The sequence below is a fragment of the Thermosporothrix sp. COM3 genome (assembly GCF_059696735.1).
The window spans coordinates 6782863-6798895 of the sequence record NZ_AP019376.1 but is presented as its reverse complement, the minus strand read 5'-3'; the positions used below and the strand labels follow the sequence as shown (position 1 = coordinate 6798895).

13 protein-coding genes and 1 other RNA gene are annotated in these 16033 nt (G+C 53.1%); 8 read left to right on the top strand and 6 right to left on the bottom strand.

From position 1 onward, the window contains the following. Window positions 1-36: 36 nt before the first annotated feature. Window positions 37-633, top strand: a complete 597-nt coding sequence (gene aat, locus KTH_RS29080) for a leucyl/phenylalanyl-tRNA--protein transferase (RefSeq protein ID WP_497622361.1) — start codon at window positions 37-39, stop codon at window positions 631-633. A 19-nt stretch (window positions 634-652) separates the two neighbouring features. On the opposite strand, the gene KTH_RS29075 is transcribed toward aat, so the two are convergent. Next, window positions 653-1513: a cytochrome c oxidase assembly protein gene (locus tag KTH_RS29075; RefSeq protein ID WP_497622360.1), complete on the bottom strand. Its 861-nt coding sequence runs from the start codon at window positions 1511-1513 to the stop codon at window positions 653-655. 164 nt (window positions 1514-1677) lie between these two features. On the opposite strand from KTH_RS29075, the gene KTH_RS29070 reads away from it, so the two are divergent. Both KTH_RS29070 and KTH_RS29065 read left to right on the top strand, forming a co-directional pair. Then, window positions 1678-2826, top strand: a complete 1149-nt coding sequence (locus KTH_RS29070; protein ID WP_497622358.1) for a glycerate kinase — start codon at window positions 1678-1680, stop codon at window positions 2824-2826. A gap of 331 nt (window positions 2827-3157) precedes the next feature. After that, complete coding sequence (locus KTH_RS29065) at window positions 3158-3355, top strand: hypothetical protein (RefSeq protein ID WP_111320670.1); 198 nt, start codon at window positions 3158-3160, stop codon at window positions 3353-3355. A 104-nt stretch (window positions 3356-3459) separates the two neighbouring features. On the opposite strand, the gene rnpB is transcribed toward KTH_RS29065, so the two are convergent. Beyond that, an RNA gene (gene rnpB, locus KTH_RS29060) (RNase P RNA component class A) lies at window positions 3460-3837 on the bottom strand. A gap of 100 nt (window positions 3838-3937) precedes the next feature. Continuing rightward, window positions 3938-4600: a hypothetical protein gene (locus tag KTH_RS29055; protein ID WP_497622356.1), complete on the bottom strand. Its 663-nt coding sequence runs from the start codon at window positions 4598-4600 to the stop codon at window positions 3938-3940. A 202-nt stretch (window positions 4601-4802) separates the two neighbouring features. On the opposite strand from KTH_RS29055, the gene selD reads away from it, so the two are divergent. The 3 genes from selD to rpoN are packed head-to-tail and all read left to right on the top strand — an operon-like array spanning window position 4803 to window position 8011. Continuing rightward, window positions 4803-5861, top strand: coding sequence for a selenide, water dikinase SelD (gene selD / locus KTH_RS29050; RefSeq protein ID WP_111320666.1), 1059 nt, complete (start codon window positions 4803-4805; stop codon window positions 5859-5861). Next, the gene (rnc, locus tag KTH_RS29045) at window positions 5861-6541 is read left to right on the top strand and encodes a ribonuclease III (protein WP_111320664.1); all 681 of its coding nucleotides are present in this window, start codon (window positions 5861-5863) and stop codon (window positions 6539-6541) included. The genes selD and rnc overlap by 1 nt, the downstream gene beginning before the upstream one ends. A 33-nt stretch (window positions 6542-6574) precedes the next feature. Then, window positions 6575-8011, top strand: coding sequence for an RNA polymerase factor sigma-54 (rpoN, locus tag KTH_RS29040; RefSeq protein WP_111320662.1), 1437 nt, complete (start codon window positions 6575-6577; stop codon window positions 8009-8011). On the opposite strand, the gene KTH_RS29035 is transcribed toward rpoN, so the two are convergent. Further along, window positions 8008-10092, bottom strand: coding sequence for an Rqc2 family fibronectin-binding protein (locus KTH_RS29035; RefSeq protein ID WP_170142450.1), 2085 nt, complete (start codon window positions 10090-10092; stop codon window positions 8008-8010). The genes rpoN and KTH_RS29035 overlap by 4 nt on opposite strands. Before the next feature lie 156 nt (window positions 10093-10248). On the opposite strand from KTH_RS29035, the gene gmk reads away from it, so the two are divergent. Together gmk and glpX are read left to right on the top strand one after the other, a co-directional pair. Next, a complete protein-coding gene (gmk, locus tag KTH_RS29030; protein WP_111320707.1) occupies window positions 10249-10905 on the top strand; it encodes a guanylate kinase in 657 nt (218 codons plus the stop codon). A 16-nt stretch (window positions 10906-10921) separates the two neighbouring features. After that, on the top strand, window positions 10922-11920 hold the full coding sequence (glpX, locus tag KTH_RS29025) for a class II fructose-bisphosphatase (protein WP_281278970.1): 999 nt from the start codon (window positions 10922-10924) through the stop codon (window positions 11918-11920). 126 nt (window positions 11921-12046) lie between these two features. Here the strand turns inward: glpX and KTH_RS29020 are convergent, their stop codons facing one another. Next, window positions 12047-13132, bottom strand: coding sequence for an isocitrate/isopropylmalate family dehydrogenase (locus KTH_RS29020; protein ID WP_174843931.1), 1086 nt, complete (start codon window positions 13130-13132; stop codon window positions 12047-12049). Window positions 13133-13417: 285 nt separating this feature from the next. Continuing rightward, entirely contained in the window at window positions 13418-15760 is a 2343-nt protein-coding gene (gene topA, locus KTH_RS29015; RefSeq protein ID WP_111320656.1) for a type I DNA topoisomerase, read from the bottom strand. Between the last annotated feature and the right edge of the window lie 273 nt (window positions 15761-16033).

The window sequence follows — 16033 nt, the reverse complement described above, 5'->3', positions numbered from 1 at the left end:
GGAAAAAGATTGGTAAAGGATATACACAGCCATTTCATGGACCGAAAGACACACCTTCAACCAGAACCACTTGATCCACAACTGACCATCGCCGCGTATGCGCAGGGTATCTTCCCAATGGCCGACGAAGATGGCCGGATTCAGTGGTATGCACCCGACCCAAGAGCCATTCTTGAGCATGAGAACCTGCATGTTTCGCGCTCTCTACGCGCCACAATTCGCAAGGGAATTTATGAGATTCGAAGTGATACCGCCTTCACGCAGGTCATGCGTTGCTGCGCGATGCGCGAGGAAACATGGATTAACGAAGCCTTTATCCAAACCTATACGCTGCTGCATCGGCTCGGGCTGGCACATAGTGTCGAAGCATGGAAAGATGGTACGCTGGTCGGTGGCCTCTACGGTGTCACGCTAGGAGGCGCGTTCATGGGCGAAAGCATGTTCTCCCATGCGACTGATGCATCAAAAGTCTGTCTGGTTGCGTTGGTAGAACATCTCAAACGACAAGGCTTTGTACTCCATGATACCCAGTTCCTGACACCACACCTGCAATCGCTGGGAGTTACCGAGATTCCACGAAAAGAGTATGAACGACGATTACAGGCGGCGCTTCAGCTCTCCTGTCACTGGTAAGACCTGAGCGCCTCCTGAACTACTGTTTTTCAATCACCTCGTACTCTATCTCGTACTCCTCTTCCTCTTGCACGCGCTCCTGATCCTTTGCCCGTGTCCGCTGCTCAATCTGCATCATCCAACGGAAGAAGATAACCGATAGAATAACCAGATCAACGATTCCCGGGCACAGCAGGACCAGCGCACCCGCCGCCTGATCTGAAAAATTTGGTATGCCAAGCAATGAGGGGAAGAGATATGAGGAATAGAGCGGGGACGTGGTAATCAGCAGCGCAAAGGCCAGCCAGTCCATCGGCTGCCCATCCAGAAACGCATAGAGCATCTGCGTCGGGTAACGCATATGGCGCGTTCCTCTCCACGCAGCACATAACGGTCCCCAACTCAGGAAGGCCAGCACAAAAATACAGAGCAACTGTAGATGATAGAGATTGGTATCTTTAACCACCTGCGCATACAACACCGGAATATGCCAGATGATAAAGGCAAAGTTGAAGGCCAGCGAGCTCAACAAGGGCGCTGACAACATCTCAAGGATATCTCGAATCCCCGGCAAACCAAGCAATCGCCGGGAAACCGCAACAGGCCAGGCAAACATCATCAGCGGCACACATACCGTCGTCAACCCCACGAGCTGCACAGCATGCAGGACAAAATACTGCTGCCCACCCGCGTTTACAGGCGAGAAGAAGATAAGAAAAGCCAGAACCAGCGCGACACCAAAAGCCGCCAGATGATACCATTGCAGCGGTTTCTCCCCGCGCTCATCCTTTATATCCTGTTTCCACGCGCTCCATACAGTCCAGCCATAGAGCACCGCCAGCAGTACAAGCGTGATCAGTGCAGCCGGACTCCACGACCAGCGCATTGTTTGTTCGCCCACGTTTGATAACTCCGCAAATAAAAGACTGATACGATTTATCTTCACAGCTAACTATAATGGAATCTTCTCGAACTTGCAAATCACGAAACGAGGAGCGCATTTCTGCATGATATAATACCGAAGACCAGCACTCTTTTATATGCAGAAAGGCAGGGAGAGATGTAATGCGCATCCTTATCGCTCCGCAAGCACTCAAGGGCAGTCTCACCGCGACCGAGGTTGGTCAGGCTATTGCCGAGGGAGCACGTATGGTATACCCGGACGCTGATATTCAGGTGATTCCGATCGCCGATGGTGGCGAAGGCACCGTGCAAGCTCTGGTAGATGCAACGCATGGAAGTCTCCACTATCATACCGTTACCGGGCCACTCAATACACCAGTACAGGCATTCTATGGCATTCTGGGAGACGGCACCACAGCGGTTATCGAGATGGCCGCCAGTTCCGGGCTCCCGCTCGTTCCCCCTGAGAAACGCGACCCGCGCATTACCACCACATATGGCGTGGGCGAGCTGATCCGAGCCGCTCTCGATCATGGCTGTCGTCATTTCATCATCGGGGTTGGTGGGAGTGCAACCAACGACGGAGGCGCGGGTATGGCGCAAGCGTTAGGAGCATCACTGACCGATACCAGGGGCCACGAGCTGGAACGAGGAGGGGCAGCCCTCGCCAGGCTTGCCCATATTTCGCTTGAACACTTCGATACACGGCTGCAAGAATGTACATTTGAGGTTGCCTGCGATGTTACCAACCCGCTTTGTGGGCCGACCGGCGCTTCTGCGGTCTATGGTCCGCAAAAAGGAGCAACCCCTGAGATGGTCACCCAACTCGACGCAGCCCTTGCCAATTATGCCCGCGTTATCGAGCGCGATCTTCATTGTGCGGTCGCTGATATCCCCGGCGCAGGCGCAGCAGGAGGACTAGGAGCCGGTCTTTTTGCATTTCTTCATGCAACCAGCCGCCCCGGCGCTGCGATTGTTCTTGAAGCCGTACAACTGGAACAGCAGGTCAGCACAGCTCATCTCCTGATTACCGCTGAAGGCCGTCTTGATGGACAAACAGCATATGGGAAAAGCGTCAGCGCCGTTGCCCGAGCAGCAAAAAAGTACCATATCCCTGTTTTTGTTGTAGCGGGAGGACTGGGGGAGGATTATCATACCCTCTACGCTCATGGCCTCGATGGGATCACCGTCTTGCCGACGGGACCCATGACACTGGAACAATCAATGCGAAATGCGGCCACGCTCGCAGCAGATGCCACAGCGCGAATGCTTCGTATTTTCGCAGCCGGACAACAACAGAGCAATCCATAACATTACATAGAACGCTTTCAATCCCACTACAGACGGGCTGATAGGTTGCTAGCGGCCCGTCCCCATATTTCCTGCTTTCATTTGAATTTCTCCCCGGCACTATCGTCATAACATATAGAAATATGATATACTCTGACACAAGAAAAAATTCGTTTGAAGCAACGAAATTTTTCTTCCCCCGATCGAAGTTATAGCAAATAGAACACAATGCTTCTTCCCTCATTCCTTCAGCTTGTATCGTCCGGGGGTTCTTATACGTAATACGTACAAGTGAAGCATCAAACTGGTACAGTCCCTGTAGGCCGTCTTCATTCACAAAGGGAGTCATCTTATGCCAGAGCGTCCTTTCATCGAAGAAAAAGATTACCAGCATCTTCTTTCGCTTGGTTTCACTGAAGTTGAGGCTTCACGGCTCATTCACATGAAGAACCATGTTGGAGAGCAAATAGAATATCGCGAAATGGTGCAGGAAAGCCGCCGTCTGAATTTCATTCGCTGGCTTATCGAGCACAATCGTTTAAGTCGCTAACCAAGGATACTCTCAGCACAGAAGCAATGTGTGCTGTTTCCCATAAAAAAGGCTGAAGAGACAGGCGAGATGCCTGCACCTCTTCAGCTTTTTCCTTTTGGCCGGAGTTGAGAGAAGCCATAAGCCGAATTCTGTGCCCGCACCGCCTCTCGACGACACGGGTGGCAATCATCTATCTGGGACGCCAGTTACCTGACGCCTCAAGCGACCAACCCAGGGGTTTACGAGCGAGCAACTCGCTAGCCGTAAACCGGCTATCCCCTTGCTCGGTCTTGCTCCGGGTGGGGTTTGCACGGCCAACCAGTCACCTGGTTGCCGGTGAGCTCTTACCTCACCATTTCACCCTTACCTGCACAGGCAGGCGGTATGTTTCTGTTGCACTTTCCTTAGGGTCACCCCCACTGGCCGTTAGCCAGCACCCTGCTCTATGGAGTTCGGACTTTCCTCGCGCCTCTTCGGCACGCGATTGCCTGGCTTCCTCAAATCCTCTTGCGTTAGAGTATCATATCTTCCGACACCCGTCCAGGGTTCATAGCTCATCAAGAGGAGGATAACAGAAACCTAAAAGGAAGTCTTCACTCCTCAAAACGATCCCAGAGAAGCATCTATTCCCGGGGTCTCCACTGGCTCTATAGACGGAAACATCCGAAGCTCATGTGCACTAATAGCATAACGCTCAAACTGCTCCTGAAATTGATGGCATATCTGTGCGTGCAGTTCCTCAACCGTCAAGGGTAGCAACCCTGCCGGAATCGCAACCGGAGCACCAAACCCGGTGAGGCAAAGTGACATCAGCGGCAAATTCAGCCAGTGCACGCCCTCAAGGAAAGCATCAACATCGCGCGGGAGCACGCAAAGCATATGCTCATCTCCCTGTCCGGCTCGCTCCACGTAGAGGGCCGCAATCTGCTCCCAGGGAAGCGCAAGGGTTGAGATGAAGGGGCTGAAAAAAGGCGGCATCCGGTAGGATATTCCCTGCTCATTCACCTGTACTATTGGTTTACGCACAATGAGAAAGATGACCCAGGGCAGTATCAACACCCCCCAGATTCCCAGAATCAGCCAGACAACCAACACCCCTATATTCCCGATTTTACTCCCGACACGGCTCCCGCGCTTCCATATCCCGAGAGCGCTTAATACCAGCGGCGGCACCACTGTACTCAACAAAAGGCGGCCCTGTCTCCCGAGCATGATTTTTCTGGCCTCTGGATAGACAGCGATACAGCGTCCCACATCCTGCATAGAATCCATCCTTTCCGCAACAAGAAACGACCTATGGTAGTAATACGCTTCCTGCCAGAAAAACGTTTTCTTTCACCCAAATTATACAAAAGATTCTATTTTTCTTCAGCATTAAAAAAAAGTACATTGCGATCCGCTCCAAAAAGAGTTACAATGTCAACTATACATCAGTACAGAGGAAAATTTTTTCAAGGGTATTCACATGAATACAGGTAAGCAAGTTCGCCTGACATCTCTGGCCAGTTGTGCTGGTTGAGCTTCTAAAATGGGCCCAGGGGCCCTGGCGCAAGTTTTGCGTCCACTCACACACATGTCAGCGCCGCCAGAGTTGCTAGTCGGACTTCATTCCATCGATGATGCAGCTGTCTATCGCGTAAATGAGCACCAGGCAGTCATCAGCACAGCCGACTTCTTTCCGCCGGTCGTTGATGATCCTTACGCGTTCGGCGCTATCGCTGCCGCCAATGCACTGAGCGATATCTATGCAATGGGCGGCCAGGTTCTTATGGCCTTAAACCTGGTGGCCTGGCCCGACAATCTTGATGCCGCGATATTGACCGAGATCCTGCGGGGTGGCTCTGATATCGTTGCACAGGCAGGAGCAGTCATCGCTGGTGGGCATACTGTTACTGATCGAGAGCCTAAATACGGCCTTTCCGTTACCGGCACGGTTCATCCAGATCACATCCTCACGAAAGGGGGAGCGCGATCGGGTGATCTGTTGATCCTGAGCAAACCGCTAGGAACAGGGCTGATCACAACCGCACATAAACGTGATCAAGTACAGGAAGCCGATTTGCATGCCGCGATCCAGTCAATGATGCAACTAAACCGACGAGCAAGCGAAGCGCTGGTTGCTGCTGGCAACGCGGTTCATGCCGTCACCGATATCACCGGTTTCGGCCTGCTTGGTCATGCCTGGGAAATGGCAGTCCAGAGCAAAGTAACGATGCGCTTTTCAGTTGACGCCCTGCCTCTGCTTCCCGGAGCGCTCCACTATGTGGAACTGGGATGTATTCCCGGCGGCGCTGGTCGCAATGAAGAGTATCTTGCACAGCGCGTTCGTTTCGCCGCAAACGTGTCTGAGGATCAGCGTATCCTGTTCTGGGATCCGCAAACGTCGGGGGGTCTTTTCGCCGCAATTGATCCCGAGGTATGGCCGAAACTCGCCGCAATCGCTCCGGATGTTACCTTCTGGCGAATCGGCGAAGTAGGAGAGCAGGTAGACAACGAGGCTCAAGTGTTGCTAGAGGTTAAATAATGCACGAGGAATTAGAAGCAATTTTAGGAGTCCATTTTCGTGATCCCTCCCTTTTAACAATGGCCCTGACACATCGATCCTATATCTACGAGGCCGCCGGGGCGGGAAAGTGTTCAAATGAGCGCCTGGAATTTCTGGGAGATTCCATTCTGGCCTTAATCAGTGCGGACTTTCTGTATCGCACCTTCCCTCAACTTGCCGAGGGAGAACTGACCGACGTTCGCGCCATTCTTGTTCGCACCGAGACCCTCGCCAAATTTGCCCGCGAAATCCAGCTCAACAACTATATGTTGATGGGCAAAGGCGAACAGAATAGTGGCGGTGGACAGCGCGTTATGGCCTCTGCGTTTGAAGCGATCCTCGGTGCGCTCTATCTTGATCAAGGCCTGGAAGCAACACAGCGCTTTTTACTACCACGCCTGGAACCGATCGCCCATGAGATCGTCAAGAAACGCGCCTTTAAGGACAACAAGTCGCTCTTTCAGGAACTGGCACAGGCTCGAGAGGGCATCACCCCTTCCTATCGACTCGTCAGTCAGGAGGGGCCATCGCATAATCGTGAGTTCACGGTTGAAGTCCTGCTAGGAGAGCGCGTCGCCGGGCGTGGTCAGGGCCGGAACAAGCAAACAGCCGAACAAGAGGCCGCTCATTCGGCATTAGTAAACTTTGGTTGGATTTAAGGGAAGTTGATAAGTGGGGAGTAGGGGGAGAGTATGCGCCTGGAACCAACGCCCAGACCAGAACAGGTAGTTCGCGTCAGTGCCAGATTAATTACGTCCAGCACGATTCTGCATCTGTCGTCTGACGAGCTGGAAAGAGCTGTTCATCAGGAACAAACAGATAATCCTGCTCTCGATGTCGTCGAGCAGAAGATCTGTTTATTTTGTGGCTCATCCCTCTACGGGCAGATATGCTCGAACTGTGGACATTTTGCTGCCTCTTCCCGCCTCACCGCCGAGCAGCTTGCCTCGCTCAGAAATCCAGCCGAACCATACTGGCTTGCTGAGCAGCAAACCCTGAGCGATATCGACAACTACGGCTTTATCACAACCGATAGTGACGACGAGTATGACCCGCTGGCTCATATCCCGACGATCGATTCGTTACAGGAAACACTTTACCGACAGCTTGAGGCGCTGGTCCCCCCGGCTGATACCCCCATCGCCGAACAACTGGTAGGAAACCTCAACGAACGTGGCTATCTTGAATGCAGCGTTGAGGAAATCGCGACGCTGCTGAATGTGCCTACAGAGCGCGTGATGTACGTGCTGAGCCAGCTTCAAAGCCTTGAGCCAATCGGCATTGGAGCCCGCGACCTCCGAGAATGCTTGATGCTTCAACTGAAAGTCCTCAGCGAGCTTCAGACCCCCCACCCCCTGGCCCATACGTTGATTGATCGCTTTCTGCCCCAAATTGGCAAAAACCAGTTTCAGGACATTGCCCGCAAGCTCAAAGTCAGTGAACAGGAGGTACGCGATGCTTGCGCCTTTATTCGCGGCTCGCTCTATCCCTATCCTGCCTATACCTATATGCCCGAGAGCGGCATCAATAGCGGCACCACCTATATCCGCCCTGATGTGATTATCCGCAAAGGCGAAAATGGCTTTGAGATTGAGCTAATCGAAGAGAAACGGTACCGCTTCTCGGTCAGCGCCTACTATACTGATCCCGAGCTGAAAGCCTACGATCAGGGAGAGTATCAGCGCTATATTCACCAGCACAGCGACCGTGCCCGCTTCTTTGTCGATTGTGTCCACCGCCGCTGGCGCACCCTGCGCCGGGTTATGGAGCTGGTTGTCAACTATCAACGCGATTTCTTTGAGAAAGGCATTCGCTATCTGCGCCCGCTGACCCGAGCCGAGGTTGCCACCCGGCTGAGTCTGGACGAGGGCACCGTGAGCCGGGCGACAGCGAACAAGTACGCGCTCCTCCCCAACGGGAAATTGATGCCGCTCTCAGACTTCTTTGACGTATCACTTGGCATTAAAGACGTGCTCCGCGAATTGATCGAGGCCGAAGACCCCCGTAAGCGCTTCAGCGATGAAGAGCTTGCCCGCCTGATGACAGCACGCGGGATTCCAATGGCCCGCCGTACCGTCACCAAGTATCGCGAAGAAATGGGCATTGGCTCTTCACGAGAACGCAGCTAACGATTGAGAAGCGCGGTGGCCTCCTCTGGAGATGCATAGAGCGTCCGTTCACGCTCGTAAATGACCATACCCGGGCCCCCCCCTTTCATATGGCGCACGTGACGCTGCAACGTATAGTCAACCGGCACGGTGGTACTACCACGAGCCTGACTGTAATACGCGGCCAGACTCGCCGCCTGATCGATAGCCCGGCGCGAGACCTCACGCCCCGCCGTCTTGATAATGACATGCGCCCCCGGCACACCACGCGCATGCAGCCAGATATCATTTCCGGTTGCCTGATGGAACGTAACCTCCTCGTTCTGGCGGCTATTCTTTCCAATCAGAATGATAAAGCCATCATCGCTCTGGACATGCATCGGCACACCACCACCGGGAAGCGTTCCCTTCTTTGTCTGCTTGCCACCTTTCCCTTTTTTCTGGGCTTTCTTCTCAGGCAATCGCTTGCCTTTCATGTACCCGGCCGCCTGAATCTCGGCTTTCACCAGTTCAATTTCTGCTGGCGTCTCCGCAAGCGCCAGGTCGGTTAGCAACTGCTCAATTGTCGCCAGTTCAGCGTTATTTTGCTCAATCTGCTCTGGCAACAATTCAAGCGCACGCTGCAACTTATGGTATTTGGTGAAGTAGCGATTCGCGTTGCCCACCGCGTCGAAGCGCGGATCAAGCGGGATCGTGACCACCGGAATGGTATCGCCGCTGCCCTCAAAGTAATTCTCAAGCTCTACTTGTTGCTGCCCCTGTTGGATTTCATGTTGATAGGCCAGCAACAATTGACCATACAGCCGATCGCGTTCCGCCTCTTCTGAGACCGACATCTCCCGTTGAAGCAGATCCGCCTTACGGATACAGCGATCACGCTGCGTTTGCAGGACCTTACGCATTGGCGCACGCAGGGCATCAATCGCATCACGCCATTCCGCCCGGGCGAAGTAATCATCCAGAATTCCATTGATCGAGGGCGACTCATGCACCTCAACATCCTGGCTCAGCGCATATTGTTCCAGGGCATAAGGCGCGAAGGCGAGCGGCTGTTCCTCCTCACCTGGCTTTGCTTTCCGAACGACAAGCTGTGGCTGCCAGCGCTTTGTTTCGGGCAAAGCGGCCAGGTCGCGCACATTCCAGGCCAATTCCTCCCAGATATTCTCGTCGGCCGCCTCTACTGGTGTATCCACCTGCTCCGTAGCCCGAAACACCGTCTCACGGGCTAACAGCGGACTCCATCCCTGCACATGGCGAGTCAGCAATTGTGCCAGTGTCGGCTTGCCCTGATCTTTCTTTCCCTTCTTCCCCTTTTTCCCACTCTCCTGCACGGGATCGGGTTCCTCCGAGGCACAGATTGCCAGTTGAGCCGCTGTCACGCTGGCAGGATCAAGCTTCGGCAGCGTTTGTCCGGCAAGCGTGCGCTGCTGTGGAGGCGGCGGCATATAGGCAACATTAGGAGCAATCACTCGATAGCGGTTGATCTCGGCGCCAACACGCTTGAGAGAGCCAAGAATCATCTCATTTTCATCACAAAGGATAATGTTGCTGACCCGGCCCATGACCTCAACGATCAGGCGAAAACGAGTTCTTGCCTCACCTTCCCCCTTATAGCCAGCGATAATCTCAATCGTGCGCTCCCAACGGGGCTGCTCAATGGACTCAATACGAGCCCCTTCCAGATGCTTGCGCAGCAGCATCACAAATGGTGGCGGCTCGCTGGTGATACGGGGCGGCTTCAATGCTGTAATATGCACACGAGAAAGCTGCGGATGGGCAGAGAGATAGATCCAGCGGTTCTTACCACCCCCTTCCTGGTATGCAGGAACATAGCATTGCATGGCTATCGCGTGCTCTGTCGGTTGAATAATAGTATCTATTCGGGCATTCTGAAGCAGCTTCTGCCATTCATTGGCGACTGCTGCCAGAGTTATCGCATCTACCTGCATAAAACCTTTCCAATCTAGACCGGGTCCGGTCAACTCAACACCGATCATCACCAGAGTGAACACGAATAAGCAGAACAATAACCTTTCCCGGAATGCCATTCGTGTTGTACAATGTACAATAATGATGCAGGTTGGCCCCGCATGGTTCACCATGCCGGGACCTCTTTTGTACTCCCGCGAACATAGCGGTGACGCACAACAGTATAACAAAGTGGCATCTATTCGTACATCATCCTTTGAACGGCTGGCCGTCCATGCTATGGGATGAAACAGCGAATCCTCATATTTAATGAACACCAGGAAGAATATATGCGACTCGAAACAGGCGATACACTGCTTCAGCCACGGGAGCATAGCTCCCTTGTGCCACCATTAAAACAGGGACTCCTTTTCGTCCTCTCCGCTCCCTCAGGAACAGGGAAAGACACTGTGATTAAGGCCCTGAAAGATCAGGGGATGGGCTTTCATGTTGTTGCCTCGGTAACGACACGGGCTCCACGCGTTGGCGAGAGCGAGGGTAATCCATACTACTTTGTCTCGAACGAAACATTTGAACGTATGGTGGAAAATGACGAATTGCTCGAATATGCCAACGTACACGGGAACTGGTATGGGCAGCCCATTCAGCCGATTAAAGAGAACTTACGCAATGGGCGCGATGTGCTCTTAAAGATTGATGTACAGGGTGCTGCCACGGTGCGTCGCAAAGTCCCTGGCGCTATCTTTATTTTCCTCGTTCCCGGTTCGCTCGAAGAGCTTGTGTACCGATTGACCAACCGACAAACAGAAACTGAGGAACAGGTACAAAGACGCCTGACGGACGCCAGGAAAGAACTGGCACAACAAATACACTATGATTATATTGTAGAGAATCGACAGGGGCACCTTGACAAAGCCGTCGAGAGGGTGCGTTCAATCATTATTGCAGAGCATTGTCGCACAAACCCCCATTATGTCGAGTTATAAATAAGGAGGAATAACCTTGGAAGAACGTTTTGCACCATCAGGAACGCGAGAGCGTAATCTAGCAATGGAGCTAGTACGGGTAACGGAGGCTGCCGCCCTGAGCGCCGGGCGCTGGATGGGTAAGGGAAATAAAGAGATGGTCGATCAGGCTGCCGTCGATGCCATGCGCAACGCTCTCGATGGCGTTGATATGAATGGTGTTGTTGTTATTGGTGAGGGAGAGAAAGACGAAGCCCCCATGCTCTATATCGGGGAGCAGGTAGGCAACGGAAACGGTCCCGAGGTTGACGTAGCCGTTGACCCCGTTGATGGCACACGCCTGCTCTCACTCGGTCTCCCGGGCTCACTGGCCGTTGTTGCTACCTCTGAGCGAGGCACCATGTATTCTGCGCCTCCGGGAGTCTACTACATGGAAAAAATTGCTGTCGGCCCGGCAGGGCGCAACGTCATTGACATCAATGCTCCGATCGCGGTCAACCTCGACCGTATCGCTCGTGCTCGCGATGCCCGCATTGACGATTTGACCGTTGTCATTCTGGATCGCCCACGCCACCAGGAAATCATTCGCCAGGTGCGTGAAGTGGGGGCACGTATCCGCCTGATCGGCGATGGAGACGTTGCCGCAGCCATTCAGGCCGCTATGGAAGATTATCGCGGTGTTGATATGCTGCTCGGTATCGGTGGTGCTCCTGAAGCAGTTCTGGCAGCCGCAGCCCTGAAATGTCTTGGCGGAGAGATCCAGTGTAAGATCTGGCCGCGCAACGAACAGGAGCGCGAGAAGCTCAAGGCTGATGGTGTTGATCTTGATCAGGTTTTCCGCACAGATGATCTGGTCAGCGGTGATGAAGTCTGTTTTGCAGCAACCGGTATTTCCAGCGGTGAGCTGCTTGATGGCGTACAGTATCATGGCTGGGGCGCTCGTACATCTTCGATCATGATGCGTTCCCGCTCTGGCACGGTCCGCTATATTCAGGCCCGTCACAGATGGCGCAAGCCCGGCTTCGACCAGCGTTAATAGAAAGACGACACAGATCTATGTCCAGGCATCACAAGAGGGGACGGCTCATCGAAGTCGTTCCCTCTTTCGATATTCCCTCTTCTTTTGTGTCGGGCAGAGAGAAACAACGGCAGTGCGTGCAAGCTAGAGCCGCCGAAGCCGCTCTATGACAGCATCCGCGACTTGCGAGGTGCCGACAGCGGTTGGATCATCAGGACGTGGCTTCAGATCATACGTCACATATTTACCCTCACCGATTACCTGCATCATGGCTTTTTCCAGCCGAAGCGCCGCCTCCTTTTCGCCCAGATGGCGCAACATCATCACACCCGAAAACATCATCGCCATTGGATTAACCTTGTTCTGACCCGCATACTTCGGTGCGCTGCCATGTACCGGTTCAAAAACGGCGTATTGACTGCCAATATTCGCACCAGGGGCCACACCGAGTCCGCCTATCAGACCTGCCGAGAGATCGGAAATAATATCGCCATAGAGGTTCGGTAATACCAGAACATCATATTGTTCCGGCTTCTGCACCAGTTGCATGCACATATTATCAACAATCCGATCCTCATGCTGGATATCAGGGTACTCCTTCGCGACCTCATGGGCAAGCGAGAGAAACAGGCCATCAGACATGCGCATGATATTGGCCTTATGCACAATCGTTACCTTGCGACGATCATGGGTGCGGGCATAATCGAAAGCGAACCGGACGATACGACGGGTGGCGGCAGCTGAGATATACTTGATGCTTAAAGCGGAGTCCTGGTCTAACTGGTGACCCGTGGTACGGGCAATCGTTTCAAGCAGGGCTTCATGTTCGTGGGTGCCTCTTTGAAATTCGATACCGGCATACAGATCCTCGGTGTTTTCTCGCACGATTACCAGATCGATATTTTCATAACGAGAACGCAAGCCGGGATAGGTCTTAGCGGGCCGGAGATTCGCATACAAATCAAGTCGTTTTCTCAAGGTCACATTGGCACTGCGTTGGCCTCGTCCCATCGGGGTCGTGATCGGTCCTTTCAAACCTACTTTCGTTCTTTTGATCGACTCAATAACCTCATCTGGCAGGACTGTACCTTGCTTCTCCAGCGTTACCGCTCCCGCCTGACACACTTCCCACCTGAACTGAACCCCGGTGGCTTCCAGCACGCGCCGCGTGGCCTCTGTGATCTCTGGACCCGTCCCATCACCGGGGATGAGCGTCACTGCGTGCGGTATGGACATGCATTATCCTCCAAAAAAACTGCCTCCTGATACTCATAGCCTTCCGTTGGTAAAGAGGAGGCTTCACCTTATCCGTGATTATATCACATAAGATGAGGCAACGGCATAACACGTTCTTCTCGTTGTCCATTGCCTGGGATCGCTCTGCTTCCTTCCTTGTGAAAGTGGGGACACTCCTGTTGTCCCTGTTCCCGTATTGTAGCAGCCAGAAGCAACAAAAATGGAGAGTATCCACTTAGCGAGCGGAATACTCTCCATTCACGAAAGTTTGTACAGCAACTATGATTTACTTTTTGCAGTCGTTGTTTTCTTACGAGTTGCCGTTCCGCTTTTCGCGGCACTCGCTTTTGTCCTCTTGGCCGTGCTGCTGGCCTTTGTAGTCGCTTTCTTGCGCGTCTTGCTGGCCTTTGATGCATCGCCATTTTCTTTCGCCGTCGCCTTCCTGCTGGTCGAGCGCCGCTTTTTGGTCGATGTTTCGCCTTCCTGCACGGGTGCTTCTTGCTCACCCTGCTGCGGGACAATCACTTCCTGATAGCAGACCGGTTTCTGCGCTCCCTTTGGCAGGACCATCAGGCCACCACAGTTCGGGCAGAGCTCTGGAACTGGCTTCTCCCAGATAGCGAAATCGCAGGCAGGATAGTTGTTACACCCATAGAAGATACGTTTCTTGGTACGCGTCTTCCGTTCGACCAGATCACCGCCACAGCGTGGGCAATGCGCACCAGTCTTATTTACAAACGAGCGGCCATACCGGCACTCCGGGAAGCCAGAGCAGGAGATAAAGCGACCAAAGCGTCCGGTTCTGATAACCAGATTGCGCCCGCACTCCGGGCACTTTTCGTCCAGTTCCTCGACCGGTTTCTGCACGCGATCCATCTCGGCTTCTGCTTTCTCCATTGTCACCTTAAAGCCTTCATAGAAATCACGCAGAAACTCGGTCCAGGCGCGGCGGCCCTCTTCGACCTCGTCAAGCTTGTGCTCCATCTCAGCCGTAAAGCCGGTATCAACGATATCCGGAAAGTGCTTATTCATCACCTCATTGACGGTAATACCGAGCCAGGTTGGCATAAAGCGTCGCTGTTCCTGCTCGACATAGCCGCGATCCTGAATGGTGGAGATGATCGGCACATAGGTACTTGGCCGACCAATACCACGCTCCTCCAGCTCTTTAATCAGGCTCGCCTCAGTATAGCGTGGAGGCGGCTGTGTAAAGTGCTGTTCGGGCTTCAGCTTATGCATATCCAGCGTCTCATTGACCGCCATTTTCGGCAGCAATTTTTCGTCCTCTTCACGAGGCCAGACCCGATAGAAACCCGGGAATTTCAGGTTTGAGCCATTGGCCCGGAAGACATATTGCTGCGCCTGAATATCAACCCGCACCGTATCAAAGACGGCGGGAGCCATAAAGCTTGCAACGAAGCGTTTCCAGATCAGATCATAGAGCTTGAACTGATCGTTTGTTAGATATGCTTTCACACTCTGGGGCGTCAGGGACACGTCCGTTGGGCGGATCGCTTCGTGCGCATCCTGTGTGGTCGCTTTTGCCTTACCAGTGCGCCCGGGTCCAACATACTCCTGACCAAACTCGTCGTGAATAAAGTCTTTGACCATCTTCTGAGCTTCTTCTGAGATGCGCGTTGAATCGGTACGCATATAGGTAATCAAGCCCTGATGGCCGCGTTCGCCGAGCTCAATACCCTCATAGAGCTGCTGCGCAACGCTCATAGTTTTCTTTGGTTTAAAGTAGAGCCGGACCGAGGCATCCTGCTGCATCGTACTGGTTGTATATGGCAGGTACGGCTGTCGGCGCTGCTCCCGCTCTTCATACTTGAGAACGGTATAGGTTGCGCCCTGCAACTCGGCAAGGACAGCATCCGCCTCCTCTTTTGAAGAGATCTTGATCCTGCCTTTCCGGGTTCCCTTTCCGGGAGTGGCATCACCCTCACCATCTTCCCCACTTTCATCGCCGGGGGTTCCCATGTCTTTAACACGCGAGATCAGGACAGCATCAAAGCGTTCCGCTTGCTGCTGTTTGCTCAGCGTCGCCGTGATGCTCCAGTATTCCTCAGGAACAAATGCCTGAATTTCAGCCTCACGATCACAGATCAGCCGGAGTGCCACAGATTGCACACGGCCCGCACTTGTCCCTGATTGGATCCGCCGCCACAACAACGGACTGATCTTATATCCGACCAGCCGATCCAGCACCCGCCGGGCCTGCTGAGCATTAAAGAGGTCTTCGTTAATCAGCCGGGGATGAGCAATCGCATCCTGCACAGCACGCTTCGTTATCTCGTGGAAGACTGCACGGTGGGGGTTATTCAAACCCAGAACGTTCTTCAAAGACCATGCGATAAATTCACCCTCACGGTCAGGGTCAGGAGCAAGATAGACTTCATCTGCCTTGCTAGAGGCCGCCTTCAATTCATTGATGAGTTTATCCTTATTCTCGATTACCTCGTACTTGGGCGCGAAATCTTTTCGAGTGTTAACACCTAAACCTTTCTTCGGCAAATCGACGATATGGCCCATAGAGGCTCGTACCTCAAAGCCTCGACCGAGAAATTTTTCGATTGTCTTCGCTTTCGCTGGCGATTCTACGATCACAAGTTTCTTTGCCATCGACCTAATTCCTGACCTTCGTTATTTACAAGTTCCGATACCATAGACCGTTCACACTATCTTCCTTCTTGCGAAACTCGCTTTTACATGGTGAATATTCCCAAAGCATAGAATAGCATAGTTTGACAAGTAGCTACTGTCCAGTACCGTGAGTTAAGGATAGAGTAGCACATATGACAAGTAGCTATTTTCTCCTATCCTGAAGCCGCGATTGCTGCTGTATTACCGCGAAGCACAGCTATTCTCTCTCCCTCTCTTGACCCCCATCGAGCT

Bases quoted from the DNA above. Each gene is read 5' to 3' on its own strand.
- KTH_RS29055 (WP_497622356.1), bottom strand. From the start codon at position 4,600: ATGCAGGATGTGGGACGCTGTATCGCTGTCTATCCAGAGGCCAGAAAA.
- KTH_RS29070 (WP_497622358.1), top strand. From the start codon at position 1,678: ATGCGCATCCTTATCGCTCCGCAAGCACTCAAGGGCAGTCTCACCGCG.
- rpoN (WP_111320662.1), top strand. From the start codon at position 6,575: ATGCGCCTGGAACCAACGCCCAGACCAGAACAGGTAGTTCGCGTCAGT.
- KTH_RS29065 (WP_111320670.1), top strand. From the start codon at position 3,158: ATGCCAGAGCGTCCTTTCATCGAAGAAAAAGATTACCAGCATCTTCTT.
- rnc (WP_111320664.1), top strand. From the start codon at position 5,861: ATGCACGAGGAATTAGAAGCAATTTTAGGAGTCCATTTTCGTGATCCC.
- KTH_RS29035 (WP_170142450.1), bottom strand. From the start codon at position 10,092: ATGGTGAACCATGCGGGGCCAACCTGCATCATTATTGTACATTGTACA.
- topA (WP_111320656.1), bottom strand. From the start codon at position 15,760: ATGGCAAAGAAACTTGTGATCGTAGAATCGCCAGCGAAAGCGAAGACA.
- gmk (WP_111320707.1), top strand. From the start codon at position 10,249: ATGCGACTCGAAACAGGCGATACACTGCTTCAGCCACGGGAGCATAGC.
- aat (WP_497622361.1), top strand. From the start codon at position 37: ATGGACCGAAAGACACACCTTCAACCAGAACCACTTGATCCACAACTG.